We start from the raw sequence: 26,718 nt of genomic DNA on the forward strand, positions 1-26,718 counted from the left end.
GCGCCTACGCGACGCCGCGCCGACGGTCGCGGCGGTAGAGCGCATAACCCACGGGCCACATCGCCGCCACCATGAAGGTCGCCGCCGGGTTCGTCAGGCGGTAGGCCTGGACGGCCGTAGGCACGCCGGAGTGCTTCAGGTGCAGCCGGAAACGCGTGTAGCGCGCGGCCGCCATGATGAATTCGCGCGGCCGGAAGCGGAAGAATTCCAGGTGGTGCTGCAGCATGTCCCAGGCCAGCAGGTAGAGGCCCTGCGCGTTGTTGGCCACCGACACGGCGCCCTGGCTCAGCCCGCCCGGCGTGTCATGATAGGTGCGCACCACGCGGTTGATGAAGCGGCTGAGATAGCCCGCGCGCGCCACCGCCCACCACACCAGGCTTTCCGGCACGAAACCCGCCACATCCTCGGGAAATGGATATTTTCTGAGGATGTCGGTGCGCATACAGCCGAATTTCTCGCCTTTGATGCGATAGCGGAAATACACGTCCACCGCCGTGCTGTCGAACACGTCCTGCGGATAGCGGTCGCCGACGATCGTGCCGTCGGGGCGCGCGCACAGGCCGGTGACGGCCACATAGGAATCGCGCCGTGCGGGCGGAATGCTTTCCCAGGCGTCCTTGAAGGTAGCCAGCGCGTCGGGAGGCATTTCGTCGTCGCTGTCCAGGCCGACGATCAGTTGGCCGCGCGCTTCCCGCACGCCGCGGTTGAACGCGGTTTTCTTATGTTGGTTGTTCTGCCAGACGTAGCGGATCGGAAAATCGGCGCGCGTCTGCCAATCCAGGATGGAATCGTGGGTGTTGTCGGTGGAACCATCGTCCACCACCACCCATTCGAAGTCCCTGAATGTTTGCCGGGAAAGCGATTCATACACCCGGTGCAGCGTACCCGCCCGGTTGTAGGTGGGCGTCAGAACGGTGAAAAACGTTGGTGTATCGGTCATGCCTGCTATGCCCCTTTGCGATCTCCGTGACACCGCTGCGGTCTTGGTCTTAACTGTTTTCGCCTGAAGTGTAGGGGATATGCCTGCGTTAACCGATGCCGACCCATTCGAATTTGCAATCAAATCTGTCAACCCCTGCATTTTTTGACGGGTATTCGGGACCTTTAAGCGTTGGGGCGCGCGCGGGAGTGGCGTAAACTCGGGCGGCCAAATCCGGAATGCCTATGGAAGCTTCGACCGTCCAGCTCAATGACATCGCCTTGTTCGTAGAGGTTGCCAAGCGCAAGAGCTTCAGCCTGGCCGCGCGCGCGCTGGACATGCCCACGTCGACGCTCTCGCGCCGCATCAACGAACTGGAACGCGCAATCGGCTTGCGGCTGATCAACCGCAATACCCGCAGGCTGGACCTGACCGAGGCTGGGGCGGCTTATATGCGCCGCTGCCAGGGCCTGATCGACGAAGCCCGCCTGGCGCACGAGCAGTTGCTGTCGCTGTCCGGCGGCCCGTCCGGCAACCTGCGCGTGTCCATGCCCTACAGCCTGGCGATCTGGCTGCTGCCGGAAACCATCAACGATTTCACCGACCGCTATCCTGAAGTGGAGTGCGAGTTCGACCTGAGCATGATGACCGCGTCCGATGCGCAAGGCACCCCGTTTGACGTGGTGCTGCGCTTTGGCCGCAACACCGACTATCCGCTGGCTGCCATCGACACGGGCAACGGCAACGGCAATGGCACGGCCGTGGCGCGCAGCGACGGCGCGGTGGTGCAGGAACTGGTGTCGCTGAACAATTACCTGTACGCCTCCGACCGCTACCTGGAACGCTACGGCGAACCCAAGACGCCCGCCGACCTGACGCAGCACCAATGCCTGCGCACCACCATCGACGACGCCCATTCGCACTGGACCCTGCACAACGGCACGGACAGCGAAATCGTGCCGGTCAGCGGCCATCTGGCCGCCAACAACATGAGCATTGCGGGCACGCTGGCGGGGTTGGATCTGGCCATCACGCGGATGCCCCACTGCCAGGCGCTGGACCCGATCATCAAACGCAATTCGCTGCGGCGCGTATTGCCGGGCTGGTCGGTGGACCCGATCTCGATCTACGTGATTTACCCGTCAAGCATCCAGCCGGCGAAAACGCGGGCATTCATGGATTTCATCAAGCCCAAGCTGGGGCCGGCGGTGGAGTGATGGCGCGCGGGTCGCTCGGGGGTTGCTCGGGGGTTGCTCGGGGGTTGCTCGGGGGTTGCTCGGGGGTTGCTCGGGGGTTGCTCGGGGGTTGCTCGGGGGTTGCTCGGGGGTTGCTCGGGGGTTGCTCGGGGGTTGCTCGATCGGGCCGCGCCCCAAAAGAAAAATCCCCGCACAGCTTGCGCCGTGCGGGGATTTTTCAGATCAGGGCGTTGATTAGACGCGCTTGATCTTTTCCAGCATCTTGAAAACACCCTTGGGCGACTTGACGAACAAGCGCTTGAAAGCCTTGCCCAAGCAACGGCGTTCCAGGGTGTTACGACGCACGCGTTTGCGTTCAGCCATGTTGATTCTCCTGTTGAATTTGCGGAAAGTGGCCCGCACAACCGGAAATAGGGCTGGCGGAAAAAATTCGGATAACTTGGCATTTTAGCCTGAAATCCTTGGGCTACGCCAATTGGGGCGGAAAGATAGGGTATAGGGCAGGAATGCTATCCGTCCCCAAGATCCCGGTCCCGTCCTGACGCCGCCTAGCCCGCCAGCGATTTCAGCCGTTCCAGCACCTGTTCCGCGCGCGGCAGCGGATCGACCGCGCCATAACCCAACGTGGACAGCGCCGCCGCCGCGTTGGCATAGCGCACGGCGTCTTCCCAGGAATCGCCCTGGCAGCGGCGCGCCAGCAGGCTGCCCGCGAAGCAATCGCCCGCCCCCGTGGCATCCACGGCGTCCACGCGCAAGGCTGCAACCGGCGTCCGGGTGCGCCCGTCGTCGATGATGGAGCCGTCCTTGCCCAGTTTCAGCACCACCACGCCCGCCGCACCGCCGTCGCGAATCCAGTCCAGCGTGCGTTCGGGGTCGTCATTGCCGGTCAGGTGCTGCATATCGTCCATGCTGGGCAGGAACACGTCGGCCTCGCGCATGGCTTCGCGCAGGACGGCGCGGGCGCGGTCCACCGGCCACAGCCGCAGGCGCAGGTTCGAATCCAGGCTGACCTGCGCGCCCGCGGCATGCGCGCGGGCGATGGCGGCGAACACGGTGTCGCAGGCGCTGGTGCTGATCGCCATGCTGATGCCCGACACGTGCAGGAAACGGCTGCGTTCGATCAGGCCGCTTTGCAGCAAGGCCGCGGTCATCAGGCTGGCGGCCGAGCCGCGGCGCAGATAGCTGAATGCGTGGCCGTCGGGGCCGTGCTGCACGAAATACAGCCCGGTGTGGGCGTCGTCGTCCGTCTGCACGCCCGTCGTGTCCACGCCTTCGGATTGCCATAAGTCCAGGAACTGCGCCCCGAACGCATCATTGCCCACGCGGGTCAGGTAGGCGCAGCGCGCGCCCTGGCGGGCAGCCGCGATGACCGCGTTGGACGTGTCGCCGCCAAAGCCCTGCAGATACTGCAACTGGCCCTTGTGCGTCTGGTTCAGTTCGACCAGCGGCTCGCCCAGCGCAACGATGTCGAAATCAGCCATGGGCGGCCTCGCGGGTTCGGGTGATCTGGGCAACCAGCGCCGCCGTGTCGCGCGCGGCGAACGCGGCCTTGTCGTACAGGTTGCTGCCGATGCCCACCAGCCCGGCGCCGGCCGCGAAGTACGTGCCCATGTTGTCCTGGGTGATGCCGCCCGTGGGGCAGAAGATCGTGTCCGGGTACACGGACTTCAGTGCGGCCAGGTGCTTGGGGCCGCCCGTGTCCGCCGGGAACACCTTCACCACGTCCACGCCGGCGCGGCGGGCGGCCAGCACTTCGGTGGGCGTGAACGCGCCCAGCAGGCACAGGGCATCGGCCGCGTGCGCCATGTCCACGATTTCGGTCGCCAAAGCGGGAGATACCAGGAAGTCGGCGCCGGCCACCAGCGCCTCGCGGGCCTGGGTTTCGTCCAGCACCGTGCCCACGCCCAGCAGCAGGCTGGCGCCGTGTTTGTCGCGCAGCGCGCGCACCAGGTCGGTCACGCCGGGAATCGTCCAGGTCAGCTCCAGCGTGGTGCAGCCTGCCGCCACGGCGACTTCGGCGGCATAGGCGGCGGTGGCCGCGTCCGTGTAGCGCAGCACGGGCACGACCCGGGCGGCCAACAGGGCGGATAGCTTGGAGGCAATGGGAGCGGATGCGGTCATGGAATTCCTCTGGGGCGGGCGGTCAGACGCCGCCGGACGATGCCGGCAGGACGGCGAGTTTGGCCGCGGCGGCATCGCGCAGCCGCAGCAAGGGATCGATATAGGCGGCTTGCGGGTCATCGCGTCGCCGGAACAGCAAGGTGCTGACGCTGACGCCCGCCACGGGCCGGCCGGCCGCATCGCACAGCGCCACACCGTAGCAGACGATGCCGGCTTCATTTTCCTCGTTGTCCATGGCGTAGCCGCGGGCGCGGTCCCCGTCCAGGACGGCCCGCAGGGCCGGCAGGCTGGTCACGGTGCCCGGCATGCGCGCCGGCAGCGGCAGGTCGCGCAGCAGGCGCTCGCGGGCGGCGTCGTCCAGGGCGGCCAGATAGGCCTTGCCGACCGCGCTGGAATGCAGCGCCACCGACGACCCCACGCGCGACACCATGCGCACCGGGCCCGGGCTTTCCAGCTTGTCTATATAGATCATCTCCTGGCCGGCAGGCACCGCCAGGTGCACGGTTTCGCCGGTGGCGTCGCGCAGGGCCTGCAGGTCGGGCGCCAGCGCGGCGCGCAGGTCGAACTGCGACCAGGCACGGCTGGCCAGGGACATCAGGCGCGTTCCCAGTCGGTAGACGCCGCCAGTTTCGGCCACCATGCCCTGCTCGGCCAGCGCGGCCACGATGCGATAGACGGTGGGGCGCGGGTAGCCGCAACTGCGCGCAAGCGAGGCGGCCGTCGGCGGCTGGGGCGCGTCGGCCACCGCCTGCAGCACGGTCATGAACTTGGCAAACGCCGCAGCGCCCGCGACCTTGGTTTCCGACAAGAACGTCCCCAAATAGTGGCAACCAGCCTTAACTATGAACACACAGAATTCGCAAGGCAAACAGCGCGAATGTCAGACGAATCTGCGATACTGTTTATTTGTACAGCTAGTTAGCCTATAACTGTCCATATTATGGACCATTGACTCACAATATAGGCAATTATTCCATATCGCCGCGCTCGAAACCAGCGAAGGGTTATCGCTCGGGCAGGCGGCTTCCTCAGGCTACGATACCGTCCATGAGCTCCCAAATCCGCATCGTTGGCGCACGCCAGAACAATCTCAAGAACCTGGACCTGACTATCGCCACCGGCGAATTGGTCGTTGTGACGGGCGTATCCGGGTCCGGCAAGAGTTCGCTGGCCTTCGACACGCTGTACGCCGAGGGGCAGCGGCGCTACGTGGAAACCTTCTCGCCCTATGCGCGCCAGTTCCTGGACCGCATGGACAAGCCGCAGGTGGACCGCATCGAAGGCATCCTGCCGGCCATCGCGATCGACCAGACCAACCCGGTGCGCAGCTCGCGCAGCACGGTCGGCACGATGACCGAACTGAACGACCACCTGAAGCTGCTGTTCGCGCGCGGCGCGCGGCTGTACTGCCGCGGCTGCGGCAAGGTGGTGCGCCGCGACACGCCGGACTCCATCTACCATTCGCTGGCCGAACGCGCCGCCGTGGCGGGGGATCCGCGTCTGGTCGTGACCTTCCCCATCGCCGTGCCCGCCAACTTCACCGAAGACGAAGTGCGCGGCTTTCTTGAGCAGCAGGGCTACACCCGCGTGCACGCCGAGGAAACCGCCGTGCCGCGCGCCACCGCCGCGGCCAAGGGCGGTAAAGCCGCCAAAGGCGCCAAGAAGGGCAAGGCCGCGAAGGACGCCGGCGAAGAACGCCGCATCCTGCACGTCATCCAGGACCGGTTCCGTTTTGCGGGCACCGAACGTGAACGCGTGATGGAAGCGCTGGACACCGCGCTGCGCATGGGCGCCGGGCACCTGGCCGTCTACGTGATGGACGCCGAAGGCGGCGACGCGGAAATCTGGAAATACAGCGACCGCCTGCATTGCGCCGACTGCAACATCGAATACACCGACCCGCTGCCCAGCAGCTTCTCGTTCAATTCGCCGCTGGGCGCCTGCGAATCCTGCCGCGGCTTCGGCCGCGTGATCGGCATCGATTTCGGCCTGGTCATCCCGGACGAGAACAAGACCCTGCTGGAAGGCGCGATCAAGCCGTGGACCACGCCGTCCTATAAGGAATGCCAGGACGAACTGCAGAAGTACGCGCCGCGCGCGGGCGTGCCGCTGGGTGTGCCCTGGAAGGCGATGAGCGAAGAGCACAAGCGCTGGGTGCTCTACGGCACCCCCGACTGGAAGGGCGGCAACGACGCCTGGAAGCACCAGTGGTACGGCGTGCAGCGCTTTTTCGACTGGCTCGAAACCAAGTCCTACAAGATGCACGTGCGCGTGTTGCTGTCGAAGTACCGCAGCTACACGCCCTGCCCCACCTGCAACGGCGCTCGCCTCAAACCCGACGCGCTGCTGTGGCGCCTGGGCACCAAGGAAGAAGCCGACACGGTGCTGCCGCCGGAAGACGGCCGCTACCAGCGCTTCATGCCGGTCGGCGCCAACTGGACGCGCGACCAGCTGAACCACCTGGGCGGCCTGTCGATCCATGACGTGATGCTGCTGCCCATCGAGCGGGTTCGGCGCTTTTTCGACGAGCTGTCGTTTTCGGGCGCGCTGGACGCGGCCACCGACCTGCTCATGACCGAAGTGCGCGCGCGCCTGAAGTTCCTGTGCGACGTGGGCCTGGGCTACCTGACGCTGGACCGCCAGAGCCGCACGCTGTCGGGTGGCGAAGTCCAGCGAATCAATCTGACGACCGCGCTGGGCACCTCGCTGGTGAACACGCTGTTCGTGCTGGACGAACCGTCCATCGGCCTGCACCCGCGCGACATGCACCGCGTGGTCGAAGTCATGCACCGGCTGCGCAACGCCGGCAACACGCTGGTGGTCGTGGAACACGATCCGCAGGTCATGGTGGCCGCGGACCGCATCATCGACATCGGCCCGGGCCCCGGCGAACGCGGCGGCTACATCGTTTTCGACGGATCGCCCAAGCAGCTGCGCGCCGCTGACACGCTGACGGGCAATTACCTGGGTGGGCGCCAGCGCGTGGAAGCGCCCCGTCCGATGCCGGTCGCCAAGAACACGCCGCGGCTGCTGCTGGAAGGCGTCAACGCGCACAACCTGAAGAATGTCTCGGTGGAGTTGCCGCTGGGCCGGCTGGTCTGCGTGACCGGCGTGTCCGGTTCGGGCAAGTCCACGCTGGTGCAGGACGTGCTGTACCCCGCCCTGCTCAAGCAAAAGGGCAAGCCGTCGGAAGCGCCCGGGGCGTTTGACCGCCTGTTGGGCGCCGAGCAGATCGCCGACGTCGTCATGGTGGACCAGACGCCCATCGGCAAGACGGCCCGCTCCAACCCCGCCAGCTATGTAGGCGCCTTCGACGCCATTCGCAAGCTGTTCGCCCAGGCCCCGCTGGCACGCGAACGCGCCTACACGGCCGGCACGTTCAGCTTCAACGGCGGCGACGGCCGCTGCCCGACCTGCGGCGGCACCGGCTTCGAGCACGTGGAAATGCAGTTCTTGTCCGACGTGTACCTGCGCTGCCCCGATTGCGACGGCAAGCGCTTCCGCCCCGAAGTACTGGAAGTGCGTGTCGAGCACCTGGGCAAGAGCGCGTCCATCGACGAAGTGCTGGCCATGACGGTCAGCGAAGCGCTGGACTTCTTCAAGGGTCTGCGCGACGTGCAGACGGGCCTGGCGCCGCTGGCCGACGTGGGCCTGGAATACGTGCGGCTGGGGCAACCCGTGCCGACGCTGTCGGGCGGTGAGGCGCAACGCTTGAAGCTGGCCGGCCACCTGGCCGAAGCCGCGCGCAGCGGCATCTCTACCGCCAAGGTCGCCAAGAAGGGCAGCCTGTTCCTGTTCGACGAGCCCACCACCGGCCTGCACTTCGACGACGTCGCGCGCCTGATGCGCGCCTTCCGCAAGCTGCTGGCCGCGGGCCACACCCTGCTGGTCATCGAACACAACCTGGACGTGATCCGCGCGGCCGACTGGCTGATCGACCTGGGCCCGGAAGGCGGCGACGCCGGCGGCCTAGTGCTTGGCGTGGGCACGCCTCAGGACTTGATGGACAACCCCAAGTCCCACACCGGCGCCGCGCTGCGCGACTACGAAGTCAGCATCCTGCCGGCCGACGTGGTCGTGACCAGCGACGCCGACGCGCAGGAAGTCGAGCAGGCCGGCCTGACGGCCCGCATCGCCGAACCCGCCGCGACGTATGGCCAAGCCAACGGCGCAGGGGAAGGCACGCCGCTGCAATCCGTGATGCGTGCGCGCCGCCAGGGCAACATGGCGATCGAAATCCGCAACGCGCGCGAACACAATCTGAAGAACATCAGCGTCGAGATCCCCCACGACAAGTTCACCGTGATCACCGGCGTGTCCGGTTCGGGCAAGTCCACCCTGGCCTTCGACATCCTGTTCAACGAAGGCCAGCGCCGCTACCTGGAGTCGCTGAACGCCTACGCGCGCGCCATCGTGCAACCGGCGGGCAAACCGGACGTGGACGCCATCTTCGGCATCCCGCCCACCGTCGCCATCGAACAGCGCACCAGCCGCGGGGGCCGCAAGTCCACCGTGGCCACGATGACGGAAATCCACCATTTCCTGCGCCTGCTCTATGTGAAGCTGGGCACGCAGTACTGCCCGGACTGCAACGTGGCCGTCGAACCGCAGAACACGGACCAGATCGTGGCCCGCCTGCTGCGCGACCACAAGGGCGAGCACATCGGCCTGCTGGCTCCGCTGGTCACCGCCCGCAAGGGCTATTACACGGACCTGGCCAAGTGGGCCGGTTCCAAGGGCCATACGCATCTGCGCGTGGACGGCGAGTTCATCCCAGTGGCCCCGTGGCCGCGCCTGGACCGCTATAAGGAACACACCATCGAACTGCCCGTGGCGGACGTGGTGGTCGACCCGGCCAACGAGGCTGACCTGCGCGCCGCGGTCAAGAGCGCGCTGGAAAACGGCCAGGGCGTGATGTCGGTAGTGTGGCCGGTGAACAAGCTGCACGAAGCGTTGAACAGCGAATTGCAGCAGCAGCATTTCTCGGTCAAGCGCGCGTGCCCGTCTTGCGGCACCAGCTTCCCCGAACCCGATCCGCGCCTGTTCTCGTACAACTCCAAGCACGGCTGGTGCACGGGCTGCTTCGGCACGGGCCTGCAATTGCAAGGCTTCGACGAAGAGCAGACCGGCGAGGAAACCGCCTGGAACGCCTGGTATGAAGGCGAGGCCAAGGCCTGCACGCAATGCGACGGGCAGCGCCTGAATCGCGTGGCGCGCGCCGTGCGCTGGCGCGACAAATCCATCGCAGAACTGGCGTCGCTGCCCGTGTCGGATGCGCACACGTTCTTCACCGGACTGGTGGCGCGCGGCCGCGAAGGCGAGATCGCCCGCGACATCCTCACGGAAATCCGCGGACGCTTGAACTTCATGCAGGAAGTCGGGCTGAACTACCTGGCGCTGGACCGCGCCGCCCCGACGCTGTCAGGCGGCGAGGCGCAGCGCATCCGGCTGGCCGCGCAGTTGGGCTCCAACCTGCAGGGCGTCTGCTACGTGCTGGACGAGCCCACCATCGGCCTGCATCCGCGCGACAACCGCATCCTGCTGAACGCGCTGGCCCGCCTGGAAGAAAACGGCAACACGCTGGTGGTGGTGGAGCACGACGAAGACACGATCCGCCGCGCCTCGCACGTGATCGACATCGGACCGGGCGCGGGCATCCGCGGCGGCCGCGTGGTCGCGGAAGGCTCCGTGCAGGACCTGATGGATGCGCCGGAATCCGTCACCGGGCGTTATCTGAAAACACCGCTGCAACATCCGCTGCAAGGGCGCCGCGCGGTCGAGGCCGACACGCCGATGATCGAGATCCGCGGCGCGCGCTTGCACAACCTGCGCAGCGTGGACGCCAAGATCCCGGTGGGCCGACTGAGCGTCGTGACGGGCGTATCCGGTTCCGGCAAGTCCACCCTGGCGCGCGAAGTGCTGCTGGACAACCTGAGCCAGGCCGTCTCGCAAGGCAAGTCGCCGGGCTGGGCGGGCTGCGAAAGCATCAAGGGCTGGGAAGCCATCGACCGCGTGCTGGAAGTGGACCAGACGCCTATCGGCAAGACACCGCGCTCGTGCCCGGCCACCTATGTGGGCTTCTGGGACGACGTGCGCAAGCAGTTTGCCGATACCCGCGAAGCCCGCATGCGCGGCTGGACGGCGGCGCGGTTCTCGTTCAATACCGGCGACGGCCGCTGCCCGGTTTGCGAAGGCCAGGGCATGCGCACCATCGAAATGAACTTCCTGCCGGACGTGAAGGTGCCGTGCGACGCCTGCAACGGCGCGCGCTTCAACAGCGACACGCTCAGCATCCAGATGCGCGGCAAGAACGCCGGCGAACTGCTGTCCATGGAAGTGGACGACGCCATCGGCTACTTCGCGGCGCACCCGAAGATCCACCGCCCGCTGCAGCTGATGCAGGACGTGGGCCTGGGCTACCTGACCTTGGGCCAGCCTTCGCCCACCCTGTCGGGCGGCGAGGCGCAGCGCATCAAGCTGGTGACCGAACTGTCCAAGGCGCGCCTGACCGACGGCCTGATCAAGACCGGCCGCGCCTCGCGCATTCCGCACACGCTGTACGTGCTGGATGAACCGACGGTGGGCCTGTCGATGGCCGACGTGGAAAAACTGATTCATGTGCTGCACCGCCTGGTGGAAGCGGGCAACACGGTGGTCGTGATCGAGCATAATCTGGACGTCATCGCCGAAGCCGACTGGCTGCTGGACCTGGGCCCCGAAGGCGGCACGGGCGGCGGCCAGCTGGTTGCCGAAGGCTCGCCGGAACATGTGATGACCTTGGCCGACCACTCCCACACCGGACGCGTCCTCACGGAATTCCTGGCACATCAACCGCAGTAATACGCATGGAATGTCGTTTTGAAGACCGGCTGGCCGGCCGCGCGCTGCGCTTCGAGGGCTTTTGCTCCCGGATCGAAGCGCGCGCCGCGGCCGACGTCGCTCCCGCGCTGGCGGCCATCGAGGCCGCGCGGCGGGAGGGGCGATGGATCGCCCTGTTGCTGGATTACGAATTGGGCGAATGGCTGCTGCCCGAGGCCACCCTGGCCGCGCCCGCCGGCCCCTGGACGCCCCCGCGCGACGACGGACGCCCGCGCCTGACCGCGCTGGTGTTCGAACGCAAGGTGGACGAGGCCCCGTGGGACGCGCCCGACGCCGGCAGCGCGCCCGCGTCCATCAGCCTGCCTGCGCCGCGCATGATCGAAGCAGACTATGTGCGCCAGATCGACGCCATCCGCGGGTTGATCCGCGACGGCGAGCTCTATCAGGTCAATTTCACGCAAGCGCTGGATCTGCAGTACCAGGGTGATCCGGCCACGCTCTACCGCCGCATCGCCGCCCGCAATCCGGTGGCCCACGGCGCCTTCATCCAGGACGGCGACCGCACGGTGCTGTCTTTTTCCCCCGAGCTCTTTGTGCGGCGTGAAGGTCCGCGGCTGACGACCCGCCCCATGAAAGGCACGGCCCCGCGCCACGCCGATCCCGTCGAAGACGCGCGCCTGGGCCAGGAATTGCTGGCCAGCGAAAAAAACCGCGCCGAGAACCTGATGATCGTGGACCTGCTGCGCAATGACCTGGGCCGGCTGGCCCAGCCGGGTTCGGTCAAGGTCGATGCGCTGTTCTCGCTGGAACGCTACCCCACGGTCTGGACAATGACGTCCACCGTCTCGGCGCTGGCGCCAGAGGCCACGCTGCAAGACGTGCTCTACGCCCTGTTCCCTTGCGGTTCGATTACGGGCGCCCCCAAGGTGGCCGCCATGCGCCGCATCCGCCAGATGGAAACCGCGCCGCGCGGGCTGTACTGCGGCAGCGTGGGCTGGCTGGCGCCGGATGGCGATTTCTCGTTGAACGTGGCGATCCGCACCCTGGTGCTGGACCCCGCCGGCCACGGCGTCTACAGCGTGGGCGGCGGCATCGTGCACGACTCGAACCCCGCGGAGGAATGGCAGGAATGCCATTGGAAGGCCCGGATTTTGCGCGCCTGACGATATAACCGTAGGATGGCGGCAGCGGGAGTAGCATAGAGCGCGGCCCCGCCCGCCTTGTCCCAGGAGAGTCCCATGCAACCCGAATTGATCGAGACCATCCTGGTCGATGCCGAACAACGCGTACCTCTGCTGGCCCGTCACCTGCAGCGCCTGGAGGCGTCCTGCAAGGCGCTGGGCTATGTCTGGGGCGGACGGTCGGTGGAAGGCGACATCATGATCGCCGCGATGGGGCTCGTCACCCCCGGCCCGCATCGCCTGCGCCTGCTGGTGGCCCGAGACGGCTCCCGCCATATTCAGACCGCCCGGCTGCCGCCGCTGCCCGCCATTCAGGAAGTGATGCTGGCGCCGGAGGCGCTGCGTTCCTCGGAACCGCTGCTGCGCTACAAGACCACGCACCGCCCCTGGTACACCAAGACGATCGAATGGCTGCCCGCGCACCCGCATATCTTCGACCTGCTGTACCTGAACGAACGCGGCGAGCTGTGCGAAGGCAGCCGCAGCAACGTGTATCTGCGCATGGACGGCCATTGGTACACCCCGCCGGTCGATAGCGGCTGCCTGCCCGGTGTGCAACGCGGCGAACTGCTGGACACGGGCAACGTCCGCGAACGCGTGCTGACGCTGGCCGATCTGCACGCCGCCGACGAGATCCGCCTGTCCAATGCCCTGCGCGGCTGGTTCACGGTCACGCTGCGGGAAGCCTGAGCCCGTCTGCCAAGGGCATGCGCCGATTGCCAAACCGGCGCCGCTGAATAATAATTGATACTCATTCTTATTGATATCATGTCAGCGGTTCCATCGTGTCCTCCCCCCGCCTTGCGGCATCCGCCCGCATCGAGTCCCTGTACTGCGACCATCACGGCTGGCTGCAGGAATGGTTGCGGCGCCGCCTGGGCAACGCGTTCGACGCGGCCGACATCGCGCACGACACGTTCGTGCGCCTGTTCCGCAACCAGGAACCGATACGCGAACCGCGCGCATTCCTGACCACGATCGCCCACGGGCTGGTCGTGAACCACTGGCGGCGCCAGGACCTGGAACGCGCCTACCACGACACGCTGGCCACCGTCGCAGACACTCACCAGCCCTCGCCCGAAGATCGCGCGCTGCTGATGGACGCCCTGTGCGAACTGGACGCGCTGCTGAACCAGCTGAATCCCAAGGCCCGCACCGCCTTTCTGCTGGCCCATCTGGAAGGCCTCACTTATATCGAGATCGCTGAGCAGCTGCAGGTGTCCGAGCGCATGGTGAAGAAGTACATGGCGCAGGCGATGCTGCAGTGCTTGACCTCAAGCCTGGCGCCGGCGCCGGTCGCGCCATGATGCCCGCTCGCGGCGCCTCTCCCAGCTTCAAGGTCTTGCAGGAAGCCGCCGAATGGTTCGCGGTGTTGCGGGCCCCGGCGGTGCCCGCCGATGAGCGGTTGCGCTGGCGGCAATGGCACGATGCGGACCCCGCCCATCAGCTGGCCTGGAGCCAGGTCGAGGCCATCAGCGGCAAATTCCTGAACGTACCCGGCGGCGACAAGCCGATGGCGCACCGCCTGCTGGATGCCGCAGCGGCCAAGCGCGCCCAGCGCCGGCGCGCCATGAAGATGCTGACCCTGCTGTGCGGCACCGCCCTGGGCGTCTGGGCTTCCGCACGGACCGCCCCGTGGCGCGTCTGGACGGCCGAACATGCCACCGGCCTGGGCGAACGGCGCCAAATCCGGCTGGCCGACGGCGCCAGCCTGTGGTTGAACACGGATAGCGCAATCGACGTCGACTACCGTGCGGACCTGCGGCGCATCCACCTGATCGCGGGCGAGATCCTGATCGACACCGCGCCCGACATCCAGTCGCCCGCCCGCCCCTTCGTGGTCGACACCGCCGAGGCGCGGCTGCGGGCCTTGGGCACTCGCTACAGCGTCTACCAGGAAGACGGTGCCAGCGTCGTCGCGGTGTTTGACGGCGCGGTAAGCGTCGAGCCATTGCAGACAGGCGCGCGCCCCCTCTTGCTGCACGCCGGTCAGCAGTCCCGCGTTACCCGCACCGGCGCCGACGCGCCAGTGCCCGCCAACGAGGCCCGCCGCTCGTGGTCCAACGGGCTGATCGTCGCCGAGAACATGCGCCTGGGCGATTTCATCGCCGAGCTGTCGCGTTACCGGCGCGGCTATCTGGGGTGTGCGCCGGAAGTGGCCGACCTGCGGATCGTCGGCGCCTATGCCGTGGGCGACACGGACCGCGTACTGGCCGCGCTGGCGGCCACGCTGCCGGTGCGCGTGCGGGCCACCATGCCCTGGTGGGTGGTCGTGGTTCCGAAGTAATTCGCGCCGGGCGCAACTATTTTCAGGCGGAGGTTCCCTTTTCGATGCCCGTGTTTGGCATACGGGGTGAAGACCAACTTCTCTCCCTATCGACAAGGCCCCGCCATGCATTCGTCACCCCCCATCCGCCGCACCGTCCTGTCGCTGGCAATCCGTTCCAGCTTGCTAGGCATCGCCCTGGCCACCGCCGTACCGGCAATGGCGCAGTCCGCGCAATCCGCGCCGGCCGAGCGCGACTACGATATCGCGCCCGGTGCGCTCAGCCGGGTCCTGACGCAGTTCGCGGCGCAGGCTGGCATCCAGATGTCGGTCGAAGCGTCGCTGACCGCCGGCCGCGACAGCCCCGGCCTGCGCGGCAGGCAATCGGTGCAAGGCGGCCTGAACGCGCTGCTGGCAGGAACGGGGCTGGAAGCTGTCAACCGCGGCGGCGGCGAATACACCTTGCGCGCCAGCCTCACGCCCGGCGTGACGACCTTGCCCAGTGTCACCGTCATCGGGTCGGCCACCGCCGCCCTGCAACAGGACGGGCTGGCCAGCGACGGCTACCGCTCGGGGACCTTGTCTTCCGTCGGCGCGCTGGGCGGCATGGATTGGCAGCATACGCCCTACGCCTTCAACGTCGTGTCGCGGGAACTGCTGCAGAACGTGCAGGCGCAATCCCCGGACGACGTCTACAAGATCAGCCCGTCCACCCTGTCGCAGACGCCGCAGATCAGCGGATGGGCGCCGATGGTGAAGATCCGCGGCTTCAACAGTTACGACCGGGCCGAAGATGGCTTGCGCCGCTCTTACGGCTTTGCCGCGTCGCTGGAAGACAAAGAGCGGGTCGAAATCCTGAACGGCTTGTCGGGATTCCTGTTTGGCGCCGCCTCGCCCGGCGGCATGGTGAACTACGTCAACAAGCGCCCCACGGCAGAGCGACTGAACAGCATCACGGTAGGCAACTACGGCGGTAGCCAGTACTACGTGCACGGCGACTTCGGCGGCCCCGTCGACAGCAACGGCAAGGTCGGCTATCGCGTGAACCTGGTGCGCCAGGATGGCGACACCGCGGTGGACGACCAGAAGATCGACCGCACGCTGGCCAGCGCGGCACTGGACTTCAACATCACCGATCGCTTCAAGCTTGAGCTGGGCGCGTCCTATGGCGACTACAAGATGCAGGCGCCCACGGCCTACTGGTTCTTCCAGGATGGCGCGCCTCGCCCGACCCTGGATACCAGCAAGAACTGGAGCCAGCCCTGGATCCGGGACGAAACGGAAACTCGCAAATGGATGGCCCGCGCCACCTACGAGGCCAGCGACAACCTGACGCTGCGCGTGGCGCATATCCGCGAGTACCAAGACCGCCCGGTGCAATACCACAGCATGAATTCGGTATCGGGACCGGGGGAGTACTTCCAGCTACGGCAGAAGGTCGGTCCGACCAGGACGGAATCCGAATCCTGGCAAGCGCTGGCGGACATCTCGTTTGCCACCGGGTCCGTCACCCACAAAGTCACCATGGGCTATTACGGCTTCACCGACAGGCAATGGCAAACCAGCTATTTTCCCCACACCGGCTACCAGGGCCCTTACGGGCTCGATTCGCCCACGCATGTGCCCGAACCCGACTGGCCGTCCACGCCCAAGACGACGTACTTCTCGAACCGCGTACGCAACGACAACTTCATGATCGGCGACCTGGTCCGGTTCAATGAGCAATGGTCCGCGCTGGTCGGCATCAACCGCAGCACCATCCAGACCATCGACCGCCAAGCGGACGGCAGCGCCAGCCAACCCGACTACGACCGCGGCCGCAACTCGCCCAACGCGTCCCTGATCTTCACCCCTGCACCCTGGTTGACGACGTACGCGACGTATATCGAGGGCCTGGAACAAGGCGGCGTGGCGCCTGAGGAAGCCGTGAACCGCCTGCAGGTCATGCCGCCGATGCGCAGTAAGCAAAAGGAACTGGGCATCAAGGCCGAAGTGGGCGGCGTGCTCGTCAGCGGCGCGCTGTTCGATATCGAAAAGGCCTACGAATTCATCAACGGCGAAAACATATACGCCCAGGACGGCATACAGCGCCATCGCGGTGCGGAGGTGTCGGCCGTCGGCAAGGTGACGGAGGCATGGACCGTCATGGGCGGCGCCACCTTGCTGCACGCCCGCGTCGAAGGCGGCGACAACGACGGGCAGGTTCCCGTCAACGTGCCGAAATTCATGGCCAAGCTGTATTCGGAATATGCGTTGCCCTTCGCGCCCGGGCTAAGCGTGACCGGCGGCGTCTACCATGTCGGCAAGCAATGGGCCACGGACACCAACACCAGCCGTCTGCCGTCCTACACGACATTCGATATGGGCTTGCGCTATGCCGCCAAGGTGTCGGGCCGCCCCGTGACGCTGCGCCTGAACGTCAACAACCTGACAGGCAAAGACTACTGGCTCAACAGCTATTACCTGGGCAGCCCCCGCAGCGTCGCGCTGTCCGCCCAAGTCCAGTTCTGAACCCGCCTCAATCTGCGAACTCGTCCACCACCACTTGCCGCAACCACTGGTTGGCGGGTTCGCGGTGGCTGCGGGCGTGCCAGAACACGTTGATGACGGACGCCGGGATCTTCACCGGACAGGGCGCCGTCGCCAGCCCGAAAGGCTGACAGGCGCAGTCGGCGAATCGCTGGGGCACCACCGCGATCATGTCGGTGGCGGCCAGCACCGGCCCCACCGCCATGAAATGCGGCACCGTCAGCCGCAGGCGGCGGCGGATGCCGGCGTGTTCGATCACCTCGTCCACCACGCCGTGGCCGGTGCCTTCGGACACGATGGCCACGTGTTCGGCCGCCCGGAACTGCCGCGCCGTTACGCCTGAGCGCGCCAGCGGATGGTCGCGCCGGAAGATGCACACGTAGGGCTGGCTGAACAGCTTGCGCTGGAAAAAGCCGCTCTTCAGGCCCGGCAGGAAACCCATGGCCAAGTCGATGCGGCCACGCTCCATCTCGTCTTTCACGTCGATCGATGTTGTGCGCACCGTCCGGATCGTGACGCCGGGCGCCGCGCCATCCAGCGCCCGCATCAAACGCGGCAGGAAATAGGTTTCGCCTACGTCGTTCACGCCGATCACGAATGCCCGTTCGCTGCGCGCGGGATCGAAGCGCGCCCGCGCGTTCAACGTGCTGTGCAGCGCACCCAGGGCGTCGGCAATGGGCTGGGCGAGTGATTCCGCGTAGGGCGTGGGCACCATGCCGCGCGACGTGCGCAGGAACAACTCGTCGCCCAGCAGCTTGCGCAGCCGACCCAGCGCATTGCTGACGCCGGGTTGCGAAATGCCCAGGCTCTGGGCCACGGCGGACACCCGGCCGTGCTTCTGCAGTTCATTGAAGACGACCAGCAGATTCAGGTCCACGTCTTTCAGGTTCATGCGCTTGTCTCCACCAATATTGATTTTGGTGATCTGTCTTATCAAGCAGATTCTATTTATTTATTCGGCAGTCTGCCCGATGATGAGGCGACAACTGCCCGCGCCGATGCCGCGCGGGTCCTGCCCGCCCCAGCGGCGCAGATGAACAATGGAGACAAGCCATGCAATCCGCCACGCCCTGTAGACCGGGCGGCCACCCCGGAGGCCGCCCATGAACGCCTCCGACCAGCCGCTCACCTTCGTTCCGCCCTGGCAGGGCGACGGATCCCACCGTATCCCCTTCGGCGTCTACACCGATGCCGCGCTGCACCAGCGCGAACTGGAGCGCTTCTTCTACCGCTCGCACTGGAGCTACGTGGGCCTGGAGGCCGAAATCCCCAACCCGGGCGACTTCAAGCGCACTGCGGTGGGCGAAAGGTCCGTCATCCTGCTGCGCGATAACGACGGGCAAGTGCGCGTCGTGGAAAACGTGTGCGCCCACCGCGGCGTGCAGTTCTGCCGCGAACGCGCCGGCAACCGCAGCGAATTTGTCTGCCCCTACCACCAGTGGAATTACGACCTGCAGGGCAACCTGATCGGCGTGCCCTTCCGGCGCGGCGTGAAGCAGGACGGCAAGGTGAACGGCGGCATGCCGCCCGATTTCAAGCCTGAAGAACACAGCCTGACCAAGCTGGCCGTGGCTTGCCGCAACGGCGTGGTCTTCGCCTCGTTCGACCACAGCGTGGAATCGCTGGAAGACTACCTGGGTCCGGACATCCTGCACTACTTCGACCGCGTCTTCGACGGCCGCGAACTGGTGATCCACGGCTACAGCCGCCAGCGCATTCCGGGCAACTGGAAACTGATGCAGGAGAACATCAAAGACCCCTACCACCCGGGCCTCTTGCATACCTGGTTCGTCACCTTCGGGCTCTGGCGCGCGGACAACCGGTCGGAACTGAAGATGGACCGCCATTTCCGCCACGCCGCCATGATTTCCACGCGCGGCCAGGGCGGCAAAGGCAGCGTCACCAGTGGCGTGTCCAGCTTCAAGGAGCAGATGTCGCTTAACGACGACCGCTTTCTGGACATCGTCCAGGAGCCCTGGTGGAACGGCCCCACCGCCGTGCTGATGACGTTGTTCCCCAGCGTCATCATCCAGCAGCAGGTGAATTCGCTGTCCACTCGCCACATCCAGCCCGTGGGCCACGACGCCTTCGATTTCGTCTGGACCCACTTCGGCTTTGCCGACGATACGCCCGAGATGACACGCCGGCGCCTGCGCCAGGCCAATCTGTTCGGCCCGGCCGGCTTCGTGTCGGCCGACGACGGCGAAGTCATCGAATTCTCGCAAGCGGGTTTTCAACAGAAGCCGTGGCACCGCAGCGTGGCGGAACTGGGCGGCAAGACCGCCGAGAACACCGACCACATGGTGACCGAAACGCTGATCCGCGGCATGTACGCGTATTGGCGCCGCGTGATGGAGGCATGACGATGCTGGACTTTCCGCTCTACTACCAGCTGACCCGCCTGTACGCCGACTACGCCGCCGCGCTGGACGCCGAGGAATGGGAGAAATGGCCGGACTTTTTCCTGGAAGACTGCACCTACAAGGTGCTGCCCCGCGAAAACCACGAGCGCGGCTATCCGCTGGCGACCATGGCGTTCGAAAGCCGCGGCATGCTGAAGGACCGCATCTACGGCGCCACCGACACGATCTTCCACGACCCGTACTACCAGCGCCACGTCGTGGGCGCGCCACGCGTGCTGTCGGCCGACGGCGACCGCATCGAATCCGAGGCCAGCTACGCGGTGTTCCGCACCAAACCCAACCAGCTGACCACGGTCTTCAACGTGGGGCGCTATCTGGACGTGGTGCGCCAGACGTCCGACGGCCTGAAGTTCGAATCGCGGCTGTGCATCTTCGACAGCGAACTGATCCCGAATTCGCTCATCTATCCCATCTGACCAGGACAATCGCTATGAGTACGCAATGGATCAAGGCCATCGCGCGGGCCGACGTGCCGGAAGAAGACGTCATCGCCGTGCTGGCGGGCGACCGCGAGATCGCGCTATACGGTGTCGACGGCGAGGTCTACGCCACCGCCAACCTCTGTACGCACGGCAACGCCCGGCTGTGCGATGGTTTTCTGGAAGGCCACGAGATCGAGTGCCCGCTGCACCAGGGCCGTTTCGACGTGCGCGACGGCAGGGCGTTGTGTTCCCCCTTGCGGGAAAACGTGGCGACCTACCCCGTCAGGATCGAGGACGGGATGGTGTTCGTGGCGCTGTAAGGCGAAAGCCGGGCGGCCGGTACGCCGTGACGCGGCCACCGGCCGGCGTTCAGATCGCCAGTCGCAGCGCCTCGTTAGCAGCCGCCATGCCCATGGCGGCCGTCACGGTCACAACCGAACCGTAGCCCGCGCACGACAGCCCTTGGGGCGCGATGTTCTGGCCCGAGGCGCCCACGTCGTCCTCGCCCTCGACGGGGCGGGTCCAGGCGTCAGGCAGGATGGCGGGCTGGTCAAACCACAGCGCGTGGATACCCATCTTCGGCACGCGCTTGAGCGCCTTGCCGTTCTGGTCTGAGGCGCGCGGAAAGCCATGCTCCTTGCGCAATTTGTTGCGCAGCTTGGCCAGCAAGGCGTCGTTCACCGCAGCCGACAAGTCCCCCGCCCGCAACGCCAGCGGATCCGTCTTGCCACCCGCGCCGCCGCACAGCAGCATCGGGACGCCCAGCGCGCGGGCATGCAGAATCATGGCGATCTTGGCCGTGGCCTGGTCGGTGCAATCGATGATGACGGTATAAGGCCCGGGCAGGACGTCGGCGACGTTCTCGGGCGACACGAAATCATCCACCCGCGTAAGCCGGCATTCCGGATTGATCGCCAGCACCCGCTCGGCCATGGCATCCACCTTGGATTGCCCCAGCGTGGACGACAGCGCATGGATCTGCCGATTGACGTTGGATTCGGCGATGTGGTCCAGATCAATGAGGGTCAATGCGCCAACACCGCAGCGCGCCAGCGCCTCGACGGTCCAGGAACCGACGCCACCCAGGCCAGCGACCGCAACGTGAGCGTTTTGCAGGCGCGCGGGGGCTTGAGGGCCATAGAGACGGGACAGGCCGCCGAAGCGGCGGTCGAGGTCGGCGGGGGGGATCGGGTGATCGGGGGAGTTCATGGGGGGTATTTTATAGGTCGGGGCGTTGTCGGTGTTTAGGGGCCGGCGTTGTGCTTCGTAGGTCGCCCATCGCCGCGGTTGGCGTGCGGGCGCGCGCCCACGATTGCGGTCCGGAGCCTTCGCTCCGGACTTCCCCCTCGTCATCTTCGTTGCGGCCTACGGCCGCTGCCTTCAGATTCCCTCGGGCGCATCAAGGTTGCGCGCCCGCACGCCAACCGCGACGACGGGCTGCCGCCGTCTTGGGTCGGTGCGCTGCCAGACCTGTATGCAAGGGCGAGTCTTGCGCTGCCCGCCAAATTGCGGCCGCGTGGGCGGCCACAATTGGCATACACGTCGATTGACGTCGTCGCGCAGGTCGCTTGCGCGGTTGCCGGGGTTGCGATCATTTTCGACCACCACATTGACGTGAAAATCCGCGGGTACACGCGAAGCGGCATCCTCCCAACGCAAGACGCCGTGAAAGCCCCAAAAGGCCGCCCGCGCGGCCGGCCTGGGGCGAGGCTCGCAAGATCTTTCACCACCCACCCATCGCGGAAGGGAACCCCAAGCAAGCCGTCCTCCCCAGCTGACGTCAGATTTCAATTAGCAGAGCCCGGCGTGGCGGTGGGGCGGGGTGCGCGGGGAGTCGATGCGCCCGAGGGAATCTGAAGGGAAGGCCGCAGGCCTGGACGAAGATGACGACGGGGCTAGTCCGGAGCGAAGGCTCCGGACCTCAATCGTTGACCCGCGCGCCCCGCCCCACCGCCACGCCGGGCGTCTAAAGAACCTCAAACATCACGCAACGAGACAACCGCCGACACCCGACACCCAACGCCGATATCAACGAACCACAACATCATCCCCGCCCAGCGCCCGATAAACCGTCACCTGGTTCACCAAGCGATTCAACCCGTTCTCGTCCCGCGCGATCTCCGCCGTCCGGCGCTTCTCTTGTGCGTCCAGCCAGTCCTTCAACGACACGGCCCCGGCGCGGTAGCGCACTTCGTACAGGCGTTCCGCATCACGCGCCGCCCGTAACGACACCGCCAACTGCTCCGCCTGCAACGCCAGTTGCGTCCGGTTCGACAGCGCGTTTTCCACGTCTGCCATCGCCTGATACAGCGACTGCCGGAAGTTGACGACGCGTTCTTCGTAGTCCGCCTTGGAAATCTTGATGTTCAGCTGCATCTGCGTCCATTGCAGGAACGGCAGCGTCAAGCCCACCCCCAGGGACGCGACGGGGTTTTGCAGGATGTTCGATAGCGTGGGGCTGGCGCTGCCCACGGCGCCCGTCAGTGTGACGGGGGGGTAGAAACTGGCGCGCGTGGCGTCGACCGTGGCCAGCGCTTCACGCAAGCGCAGTTCCGCTGCGCGCAGGTCCGGGCGGCGACCCAGCAGGTCGGCGGGGACGCCGGCGCGTGCTTCGGGCAGCGGGTACTGCGGCAGCCGGGCCGGGTCGGCCATGCTGCGGTCGGGCGGGCCGTCGAACAGAATGGTCAGCGCATTCGTGTATTCCACGCGCTGCTGCACCAGCAAGGTATGCGCCGCCTGCTGGCTGGCCACGGTCTGCTCGGCTTCCGCCAGTTCCAGGGCCGATGCGCCGCCCGCGGCGTACTGCGCGCGCACCAGGTCCTGCGTGCGGCGGGCGTAGGCGATGCTTTCTTCGCTGCTGGCGATGCGCTGGTTGATGAAGGCCGTCTGCCAGTACAGCGTGGCCGTGGTGCCCACCAGGGACAGGGCCGAGGACTGGCGGTCCTGCTCGGTGGCCAGCGCCTCCCACTGGGCGGCATCGCGCTGGCGCGACAGCTTGCCCCACAGGTCGACCTCGTAGCTCACAGTCAGCTCGGTGGCATTGGTCCGCGCGATGGCGCGGTCGCCGTACAGGTTGCGGTTGCGCGACACGTTGGCGCTGCCGCCCAGTTGGGGGATCAGTTGGTCTTCGGTCAGCCCCGCCTGGTACTGGGCGCGCCGCACCCGGATCGCCGCGGCGGCCAGGTCGTTGTTGCGCGCCAGCACGGCATCGACCAGTCCGTTCAGGACCGGGTCATTGAAATTACGCCACCAGGCGCCGCCGTCAGCCAGCGGCGCTTGCGCGTCGCCCGGGGCGCCATGCGTCCAGGCGGCGGGCGCCTGGGTCAGCGGGGGCTCGTAGTCGGTACGCAGCAGGCTGCCGCAACCGCCCAGCGCCAGAAGCAGCGCCAGGGCGGCGGGGGTGCGAATCAGGGAAACCGCTTTCATCGTCCTCATTCCCGGGCCAACGCCTCGACGGGATCCAGGCGCGCCGCATTGCGCGCCGGCAAATAGCCAAAAAGCACACCGATCAGCGTCGAGCACGTGAATGCCGCCACCATCGATGCCGTGGAATAGATCATCTGGAACGAACCTGCCGTCGCCTTGGACACCAGCACGCCCAGCGCCAGCGACAGAATGATGCCCAGCGCACCGCCGATCAGGCAGACCAGCACGGCTTCGATCAGGAACTGCTGCATGATGTCGCTGCGCCGCGCACCCACCGCCATGCGCACGCCGATCTCGCGGGTGCGCTCGGTGACGGACACCAGCATGATGTTCATGACCCCGATGCCGCCCACCATCAGCGAGATCAGCGCGATCAGGGACACCAGCAAGGTCATGGTGGCCGTCGTACGCTCGATGGTCTTGCGGATGGCGTCCGTGTTGAACACAAAGAAGTCCTTCACCACGTGGCGGCGCATCAGCACGCGCTCGATGGCCCGCTCGGCCGCGGCTGGCGGCGTGGCGTCGTTCACCCGCACCGTAATGCTCTTCAAGTGCTGCTGGCCCAGCACGCGCGACAGCGCGGTGGTGTAGGGGATCCAGACATTCAGCGATTCGTTGTTGCCGAAGACGGAATCTTTTTTCTCGGTCACGCCGATCACGCGGGCCGGCATCGATCCCAGGAATACCACCTGCCCGATCGGGTCCGTATGCGAGCCGAACAAGGTCCGTCGCGTGCCTTCGTCGATCACGACTTCCTGCGCCCGGCGCACCACGCTGGTCTCGTCGAAGAACTTGCCCTGCGCCAGTTTGACGGCGCGCACGCGGAAGTACTGTTCGCCTACGCCCTGGATCGAGCCGTTGACCGACACGTTGCGGTAGCGCAGCGTGTTGCTGGTGACGACTTCGGGGGTGACGCTGTCTACATAGGGTTCGCGCGCCAGGGCGTCCGCGTCGGCGGCGACCAGCGTGCGGATGTTGACGGCTTTCTCGTCGCCGAAGTCCTTGCCGGGGAACACCTCGACGGTATTGGTGCCGATCGCGCTGATGTCTTCCAAAATCTTGCGCCGCGACCCTTCGCCCAGCGCCACCACGGACACCACGGCCGCGATGCCGATGATGATGCCCAGCATGGTCAAGGACGTGCGCAGCCGGTGCGCGTTCATGGACAGCAGCGCCATGCGCAGCGCTTCGCCGCAGCGGTCCAGGTACGACTGCCAGGCGGGCCGCTTGGGCAATTCCGGCGGCGGGTCGCGGTCGGCGTCCCGCCGCGGCGCGTCGGGATTGCGCTTGTCCGCGACGATCTCGCCGTCGCTGATCTCGATGATGCGTTGCGCGTGGCGCGCCACATTCATATCGTGCGTGACGATGATGATGGTGTGGCCAGCCGCGTTCAGTTCTTCCAGGATGCGCAGCACTTCCTGGCCGGTATGCGTGTCCAGCGCGCCGGTGGGTTCGTCGGCCAGGATGATGTCTCCGCCGTTCATCAGCGCGCGCGCGATGCTCACGCGCTGCTGTTGGCCTCCCGACAATTGACCGGGGCGGTGTTCAGACCGGTCGCCCAGCCCCAGCCGCTTCAACAATTCCTCGGCGCGGGCCATCCGGGCTTCGCGGCGCTTGCCGGCGTAGACAGCCGGCATTTCGACGTTGCCCTGCGCCGTCAGATCGGACAGCAGGTGATAGCGCTGGAAGATGAAGCCGAAGTGTTCCCGCCGCAACTCGGCCAGTTCGTCCGGGCCAAGTTCTCCGGTGCTGCGACCGCTGACTCGGTAATCGCCTCGGGTCGGGCGGTCCAGGCAGCCCAGGATGTTCATTAGCGTGGACTTGCCCGACCCGGACGCGCCCACGATGGCGACCATTTCCCCGGCCTCGATGGTCAGGTTGATGTCCTTCAGGACGGCAATGGTCTGCTCACCCGCGGGGAACTCGCGGCGTACCCCGGAAAGCGAGATTAGCGGGCCGCTCATGTCAGGCCCCCGGCGCCGCGGCGGCCGCAGGCGCAGAATCCGCCGTCACGACCCGCTCGCCCACCTCCAGCCCTTCCAGCACCTGCGCCTGCACGTTGTTGTTCATGCCGATCTTGACCTGACGCACTTCAGTCTTGTTGTCCTTCAAGACCACGCGCACGGCATAGCGGCCGTCTTCGCCGCGCTTGCCCAGCGCCGAGGCCGGCACCACGACGGCGCCTTTGGCCTCGCCCAGCACGATGAAGACCTGGGCGGTCATCGAAATGCGCAGCTTTTCGTCGGGGTTGGGCACGTCGAACAGGCCGTTGTAGTAGACGGCGGCGGTGGTCGAACTGCCGGTGGAGGACGTCAGCGACGACGTCGCGTCGTCTTTCTGGATGGAGTCCGGCGCCGGTTCCACCGCGCGCAGCTTGGCCTGGTAGCGCTGGTCGGGTTCGCCCAGAATGGTGAAGTACACCGGCAGCCCCGCCTTCACGCGGGTCACGTCGGCTTCCGAGATCTGCGCCTTGATCGTCATGGTGTCGACCTGGGCCACCTTGATGATGGTAGGCGCGCTCTGGATGGAGTTGACGGTCTGGCCTTCCTTGGTCACCACGGCCACCACCATGCCGTCGATGGGCGAGACGATGCGCGTGTACCCGAGGTTGACGCGGGCGGTGTCGACCTGGATCTCGGCCTGCGCGATCTGGGCGTCCAGCGAGGCGATCTCCGCGCGCGTCACGGCCAGCGTGGCCTCGGCCGTCTCAAAGGCTTCGCGCGAACTGGCGTCGGCTGCCAGCATCTGGCGCTGGCGCTTGAACGCCAGCTCGGCCTGCTTCAGCGTGGCGACCTTGGCCGCACGTTCGGCGCGGCGCGTCTGCAGGGCGGCTTCGGCATTGCGCAGTTCGTTCTGCTGGGTCAGGTCGTCGATCTCGGCGACGAGTTGGCCCTTCTTGACGCGGTCGCCCAGCGCCACTTTCAGGGACTTCAACTGGCCGGTTGCCTGGGCGCCCACGCTGACGCGCTCGATGGCGTCGATGGTGCCGCTGGCCAGCACGCTGTCTTCAAGATTTGCCCGGCTGACTTGGCCCACCGCGAAGGTGGGTGGTGGCGGCGCCGAAAAGAACATGGCGCGCAGGACGTACGCCACAAGCAGGACGACGACGGCGATCAGCGCATAACGCTTGAACTTGCTGCGGGACTTTTTCATTGAACCTGATGAGAGGAGGCGCGGGCCGCGAACCTGCGCCGGTATTGCAAAGCATAGGCGCCCATCCTAAACGCGCCTTCTGTCCAAACCACTGCCAATCTGTGTCAAAACGGTGAAAAACAGTAAAGCGGCACCGGTTCGTCAAGCCTGCACGCGATTGTTCCGTTGTGAGAACGATACAACGTCTGCGGCGCACGCGCGGAACTCCGCATTGCGCACATGCCGCGAACGTGCCGCCATCTTGCGCCGTAAGCACGTGACTT

At 66.3% G+C, this 26,718-nt stretch carries 20 protein-coding genes; 10 read left to right on the forward strand and 10 right to left on the reverse strand.

Annotation, left to right across the window (positions count from 1 at the left end; translation table 11 throughout):
* Window positions 1–4: 4 nt before the first annotated feature.
* On the reverse strand, window positions 5–940 hold the full coding sequence (locus tag AC27VE_RS01355) for a glycosyltransferase family 2 protein (protein ID WP_006226410.1): 936 nt from the start codon (window positions 938–940) through the stop codon (window positions 5–7).
* A 224-nt stretch (window positions 941–1,164) separates the two neighbouring features.
* On the opposite strand from AC27VE_RS01355, the gene AC27VE_RS01360 reads away from it, so the two are divergent.
* Window positions 1,165–2,136, forward strand: coding sequence for a LysR family transcriptional regulator (locus AC27VE_RS01360; protein ID WP_315139727.1), 972 nt, complete (start codon window positions 1,165–1,167; stop codon window positions 2,134–2,136).
* A 213-nt stretch (window positions 2,137–2,349) separates the two neighbouring features.
* On the opposite strand, the gene AC27VE_RS01365 is transcribed toward AC27VE_RS01360, so the two are convergent.
* The 4 genes from AC27VE_RS01365 to AC27VE_RS01380 form a co-directional block, all read right to left on the reverse strand.
* Window positions 2,350–2,478, reverse strand: a complete 129-nt coding sequence (locus tag AC27VE_RS01365) for a hypothetical protein (protein ID WP_006226408.1) — start codon at window positions 2,476–2,478, stop codon at window positions 2,350–2,352.
* 185 nt (window positions 2,479–2,663) lie between these two features.
* Window positions 2,664–3,596 (reverse strand): sugar kinase, encoded by a 933-nt coding sequence (locus AC27VE_RS01370; RefSeq protein ID WP_427958540.1) that lies wholly within the window; start codon window positions 3,594–3,596, stop codon window positions 2,664–2,666.
* Window positions 3,589–4,236: a bifunctional 4-hydroxy-2-oxoglutarate aldolase/2-dehydro-3-deoxy-phosphogluconate aldolase gene (locus AC27VE_RS01375; protein WP_006226406.1), complete on the reverse strand. Its 648-nt coding sequence runs from the start codon at window positions 4,234–4,236 to the stop codon at window positions 3,589–3,591. Before AC27VE_RS01375 ends, AC27VE_RS01370 begins: the two co-directional genes overlap by 8 nt.
* A 22-nt stretch (window positions 4,237–4,258) precedes the next feature.
* Complete coding sequence (locus AC27VE_RS01380; protein ID WP_006226405.1) at window positions 4,259–5,044, reverse strand: IclR family transcriptional regulator; 786 nt, start codon at window positions 5,042–5,044, stop codon at window positions 4,259–4,261.
* Between the two features lie 239 nt (window positions 5,045–5,283).
* Here AC27VE_RS01380 and uvrA point away from each other — a divergent pair, with 239 nt between their 5' ends.
* The 6 genes from uvrA to AC27VE_RS01410 all read left to right on the forward strand — a co-directional run bounded on the left by uvrA (window position 5,284) and on the right by AC27VE_RS01410 (window position 17,013).
* Window positions 5,284–11,076, forward strand: a complete 5,793-nt coding sequence (uvrA, locus tag AC27VE_RS01385; protein ID WP_488702862.1) for an excinuclease ABC subunit UvrA — start codon at window positions 5,284–5,286, stop codon at window positions 11,074–11,076.
* A 5-nt stretch (window positions 11,077–11,081) separates the two neighbouring features.
* A complete protein-coding gene (locus AC27VE_RS01390) occupies window positions 11,082–12,218 on the forward strand; it encodes an aminodeoxychorismate synthase component I (RefSeq protein WP_488702863.1) in 1,137 nt (378 codons plus the stop codon).
* A gap of 75 nt (window positions 12,219–12,293) precedes the next feature.
* The gene (locus tag AC27VE_RS01395; protein WP_006226403.1) at window positions 12,294–12,926 is read left to right on the forward strand and encodes an aminotransferase class IV family protein; all 633 of its coding nucleotides are present in this window, start codon (window positions 12,294–12,296) and stop codon (window positions 12,924–12,926) included.
* Window positions 12,927–13,021: 95 nt separating this feature from the next.
* Entirely contained in the window at window positions 13,022–13,543 is a 522-nt protein-coding gene (locus AC27VE_RS01400) for a sigma-70 family RNA polymerase sigma factor (protein WP_488702864.1), read from the forward strand.
* On the forward strand, window positions 13,501–14,523 hold the full coding sequence (locus AC27VE_RS01405; protein ID WP_488702865.1) for a FecR domain-containing protein: 1,023 nt from the start codon (window positions 13,501–13,503) through the stop codon (window positions 14,521–14,523). Before AC27VE_RS01400 ends, AC27VE_RS01405 begins: the two co-directional genes overlap by 43 nt.
* A gap of 105 nt (window positions 14,524–14,628) precedes the next feature.
* Window positions 14,629–17,013 carry a TonB-dependent siderophore receptor gene (locus AC27VE_RS01410; RefSeq protein ID WP_488702866.1) on the forward strand — a complete coding sequence of 795 codons (2,385 nt, stop codon included), beginning with the start codon at window positions 14,629–14,631 and terminating at the stop codon, window positions 17,011–17,013.
* A gap of 7 nt (window positions 17,014–17,020) precedes the next feature.
* Here AC27VE_RS01410 and AC27VE_RS01415 read toward each other — a convergent pair whose 3' ends face one another.
* The gene (locus tag AC27VE_RS01415; RefSeq protein ID WP_088587718.1) at window positions 17,021–17,923 is read right to left on the reverse strand and encodes a LysR family transcriptional regulator; all 903 of its coding nucleotides are present in this window, start codon (window positions 17,921–17,923) and stop codon (window positions 17,021–17,023) included.
* A gap of 211 nt (window positions 17,924–18,134) precedes the next feature.
* On the opposite strand from AC27VE_RS01415, the gene AC27VE_RS01420 reads away from it, so the two are divergent.
* The 3 genes from AC27VE_RS01420 to AC27VE_RS01430 are packed head-to-tail and all read left to right on the forward strand — an operon-like array spanning window position 18,135 to window position 20,196.
* On the forward strand, window positions 18,135–19,394 hold the full coding sequence (locus tag AC27VE_RS01420) for an aromatic ring-hydroxylating dioxygenase subunit alpha (protein WP_488702867.1): 1,260 nt from the start codon (window positions 18,135–18,137) through the stop codon (window positions 19,392–19,394).
* Window positions 19,395–19,396: 2 nt separating this feature from the next.
* A complete protein-coding gene (locus AC27VE_RS01425; RefSeq protein WP_035213777.1) occupies window positions 19,397–19,870 on the forward strand; it encodes an aromatic-ring-hydroxylating dioxygenase subunit beta in 474 nt (157 codons plus the stop codon).
* 14 nt (window positions 19,871–19,884) lie between these two features.
* Window positions 19,885–20,196, forward strand: coding sequence for a non-heme iron oxygenase ferredoxin subunit (locus tag AC27VE_RS01430; protein ID WP_006226395.1), 312 nt, complete (start codon window positions 19,885–19,887; stop codon window positions 20,194–20,196).
* A gap of 49 nt (window positions 20,197–20,245) precedes the next feature.
* On the opposite strand, the gene AC27VE_RS01435 is transcribed toward AC27VE_RS01430, so the two are convergent.
* The 4 genes from AC27VE_RS01435 to AC27VE_RS01450 form a co-directional block, all read right to left on the reverse strand.
* Entirely contained in the window at window positions 20,246–21,085 is an 840-nt protein-coding gene (locus AC27VE_RS01435) for a tRNA threonylcarbamoyladenosine dehydratase (RefSeq protein ID WP_006226394.1), read from the reverse strand.
* Window positions 21,086–21,904: 819 nt separating this feature from the next.
* Window positions 21,905–23,302, reverse strand: a complete 1,398-nt coding sequence (locus tag AC27VE_RS01440; RefSeq protein WP_006226393.1) for an efflux transporter outer membrane subunit — start codon at window positions 23,300–23,302, stop codon at window positions 21,905–21,907.
* Between the two features lie 5 nt (window positions 23,303–23,307).
* Window positions 23,308–25,266: a MacB family efflux pump subunit gene (locus tag AC27VE_RS01445; protein ID WP_006226392.1), complete on the reverse strand. Its 1,959-nt coding sequence runs from the start codon at window positions 25,264–25,266 to the stop codon at window positions 23,308–23,310.
* A gap of 1 nt (window position 25,267) precedes the next feature.
* On the reverse strand, window positions 25,268–26,455 hold the full coding sequence (locus tag AC27VE_RS01450) for an efflux RND transporter periplasmic adaptor subunit (RefSeq protein ID WP_488702868.1): 1,188 nt from the start codon (window positions 26,453–26,455) through the stop codon (window positions 25,268–25,270).
* Window positions 26,456–26,718: the final 263 nt, after the last annotated feature.

The organism is Achromobacter sp. 18P8.1.1, assembly GCF_057799415.1.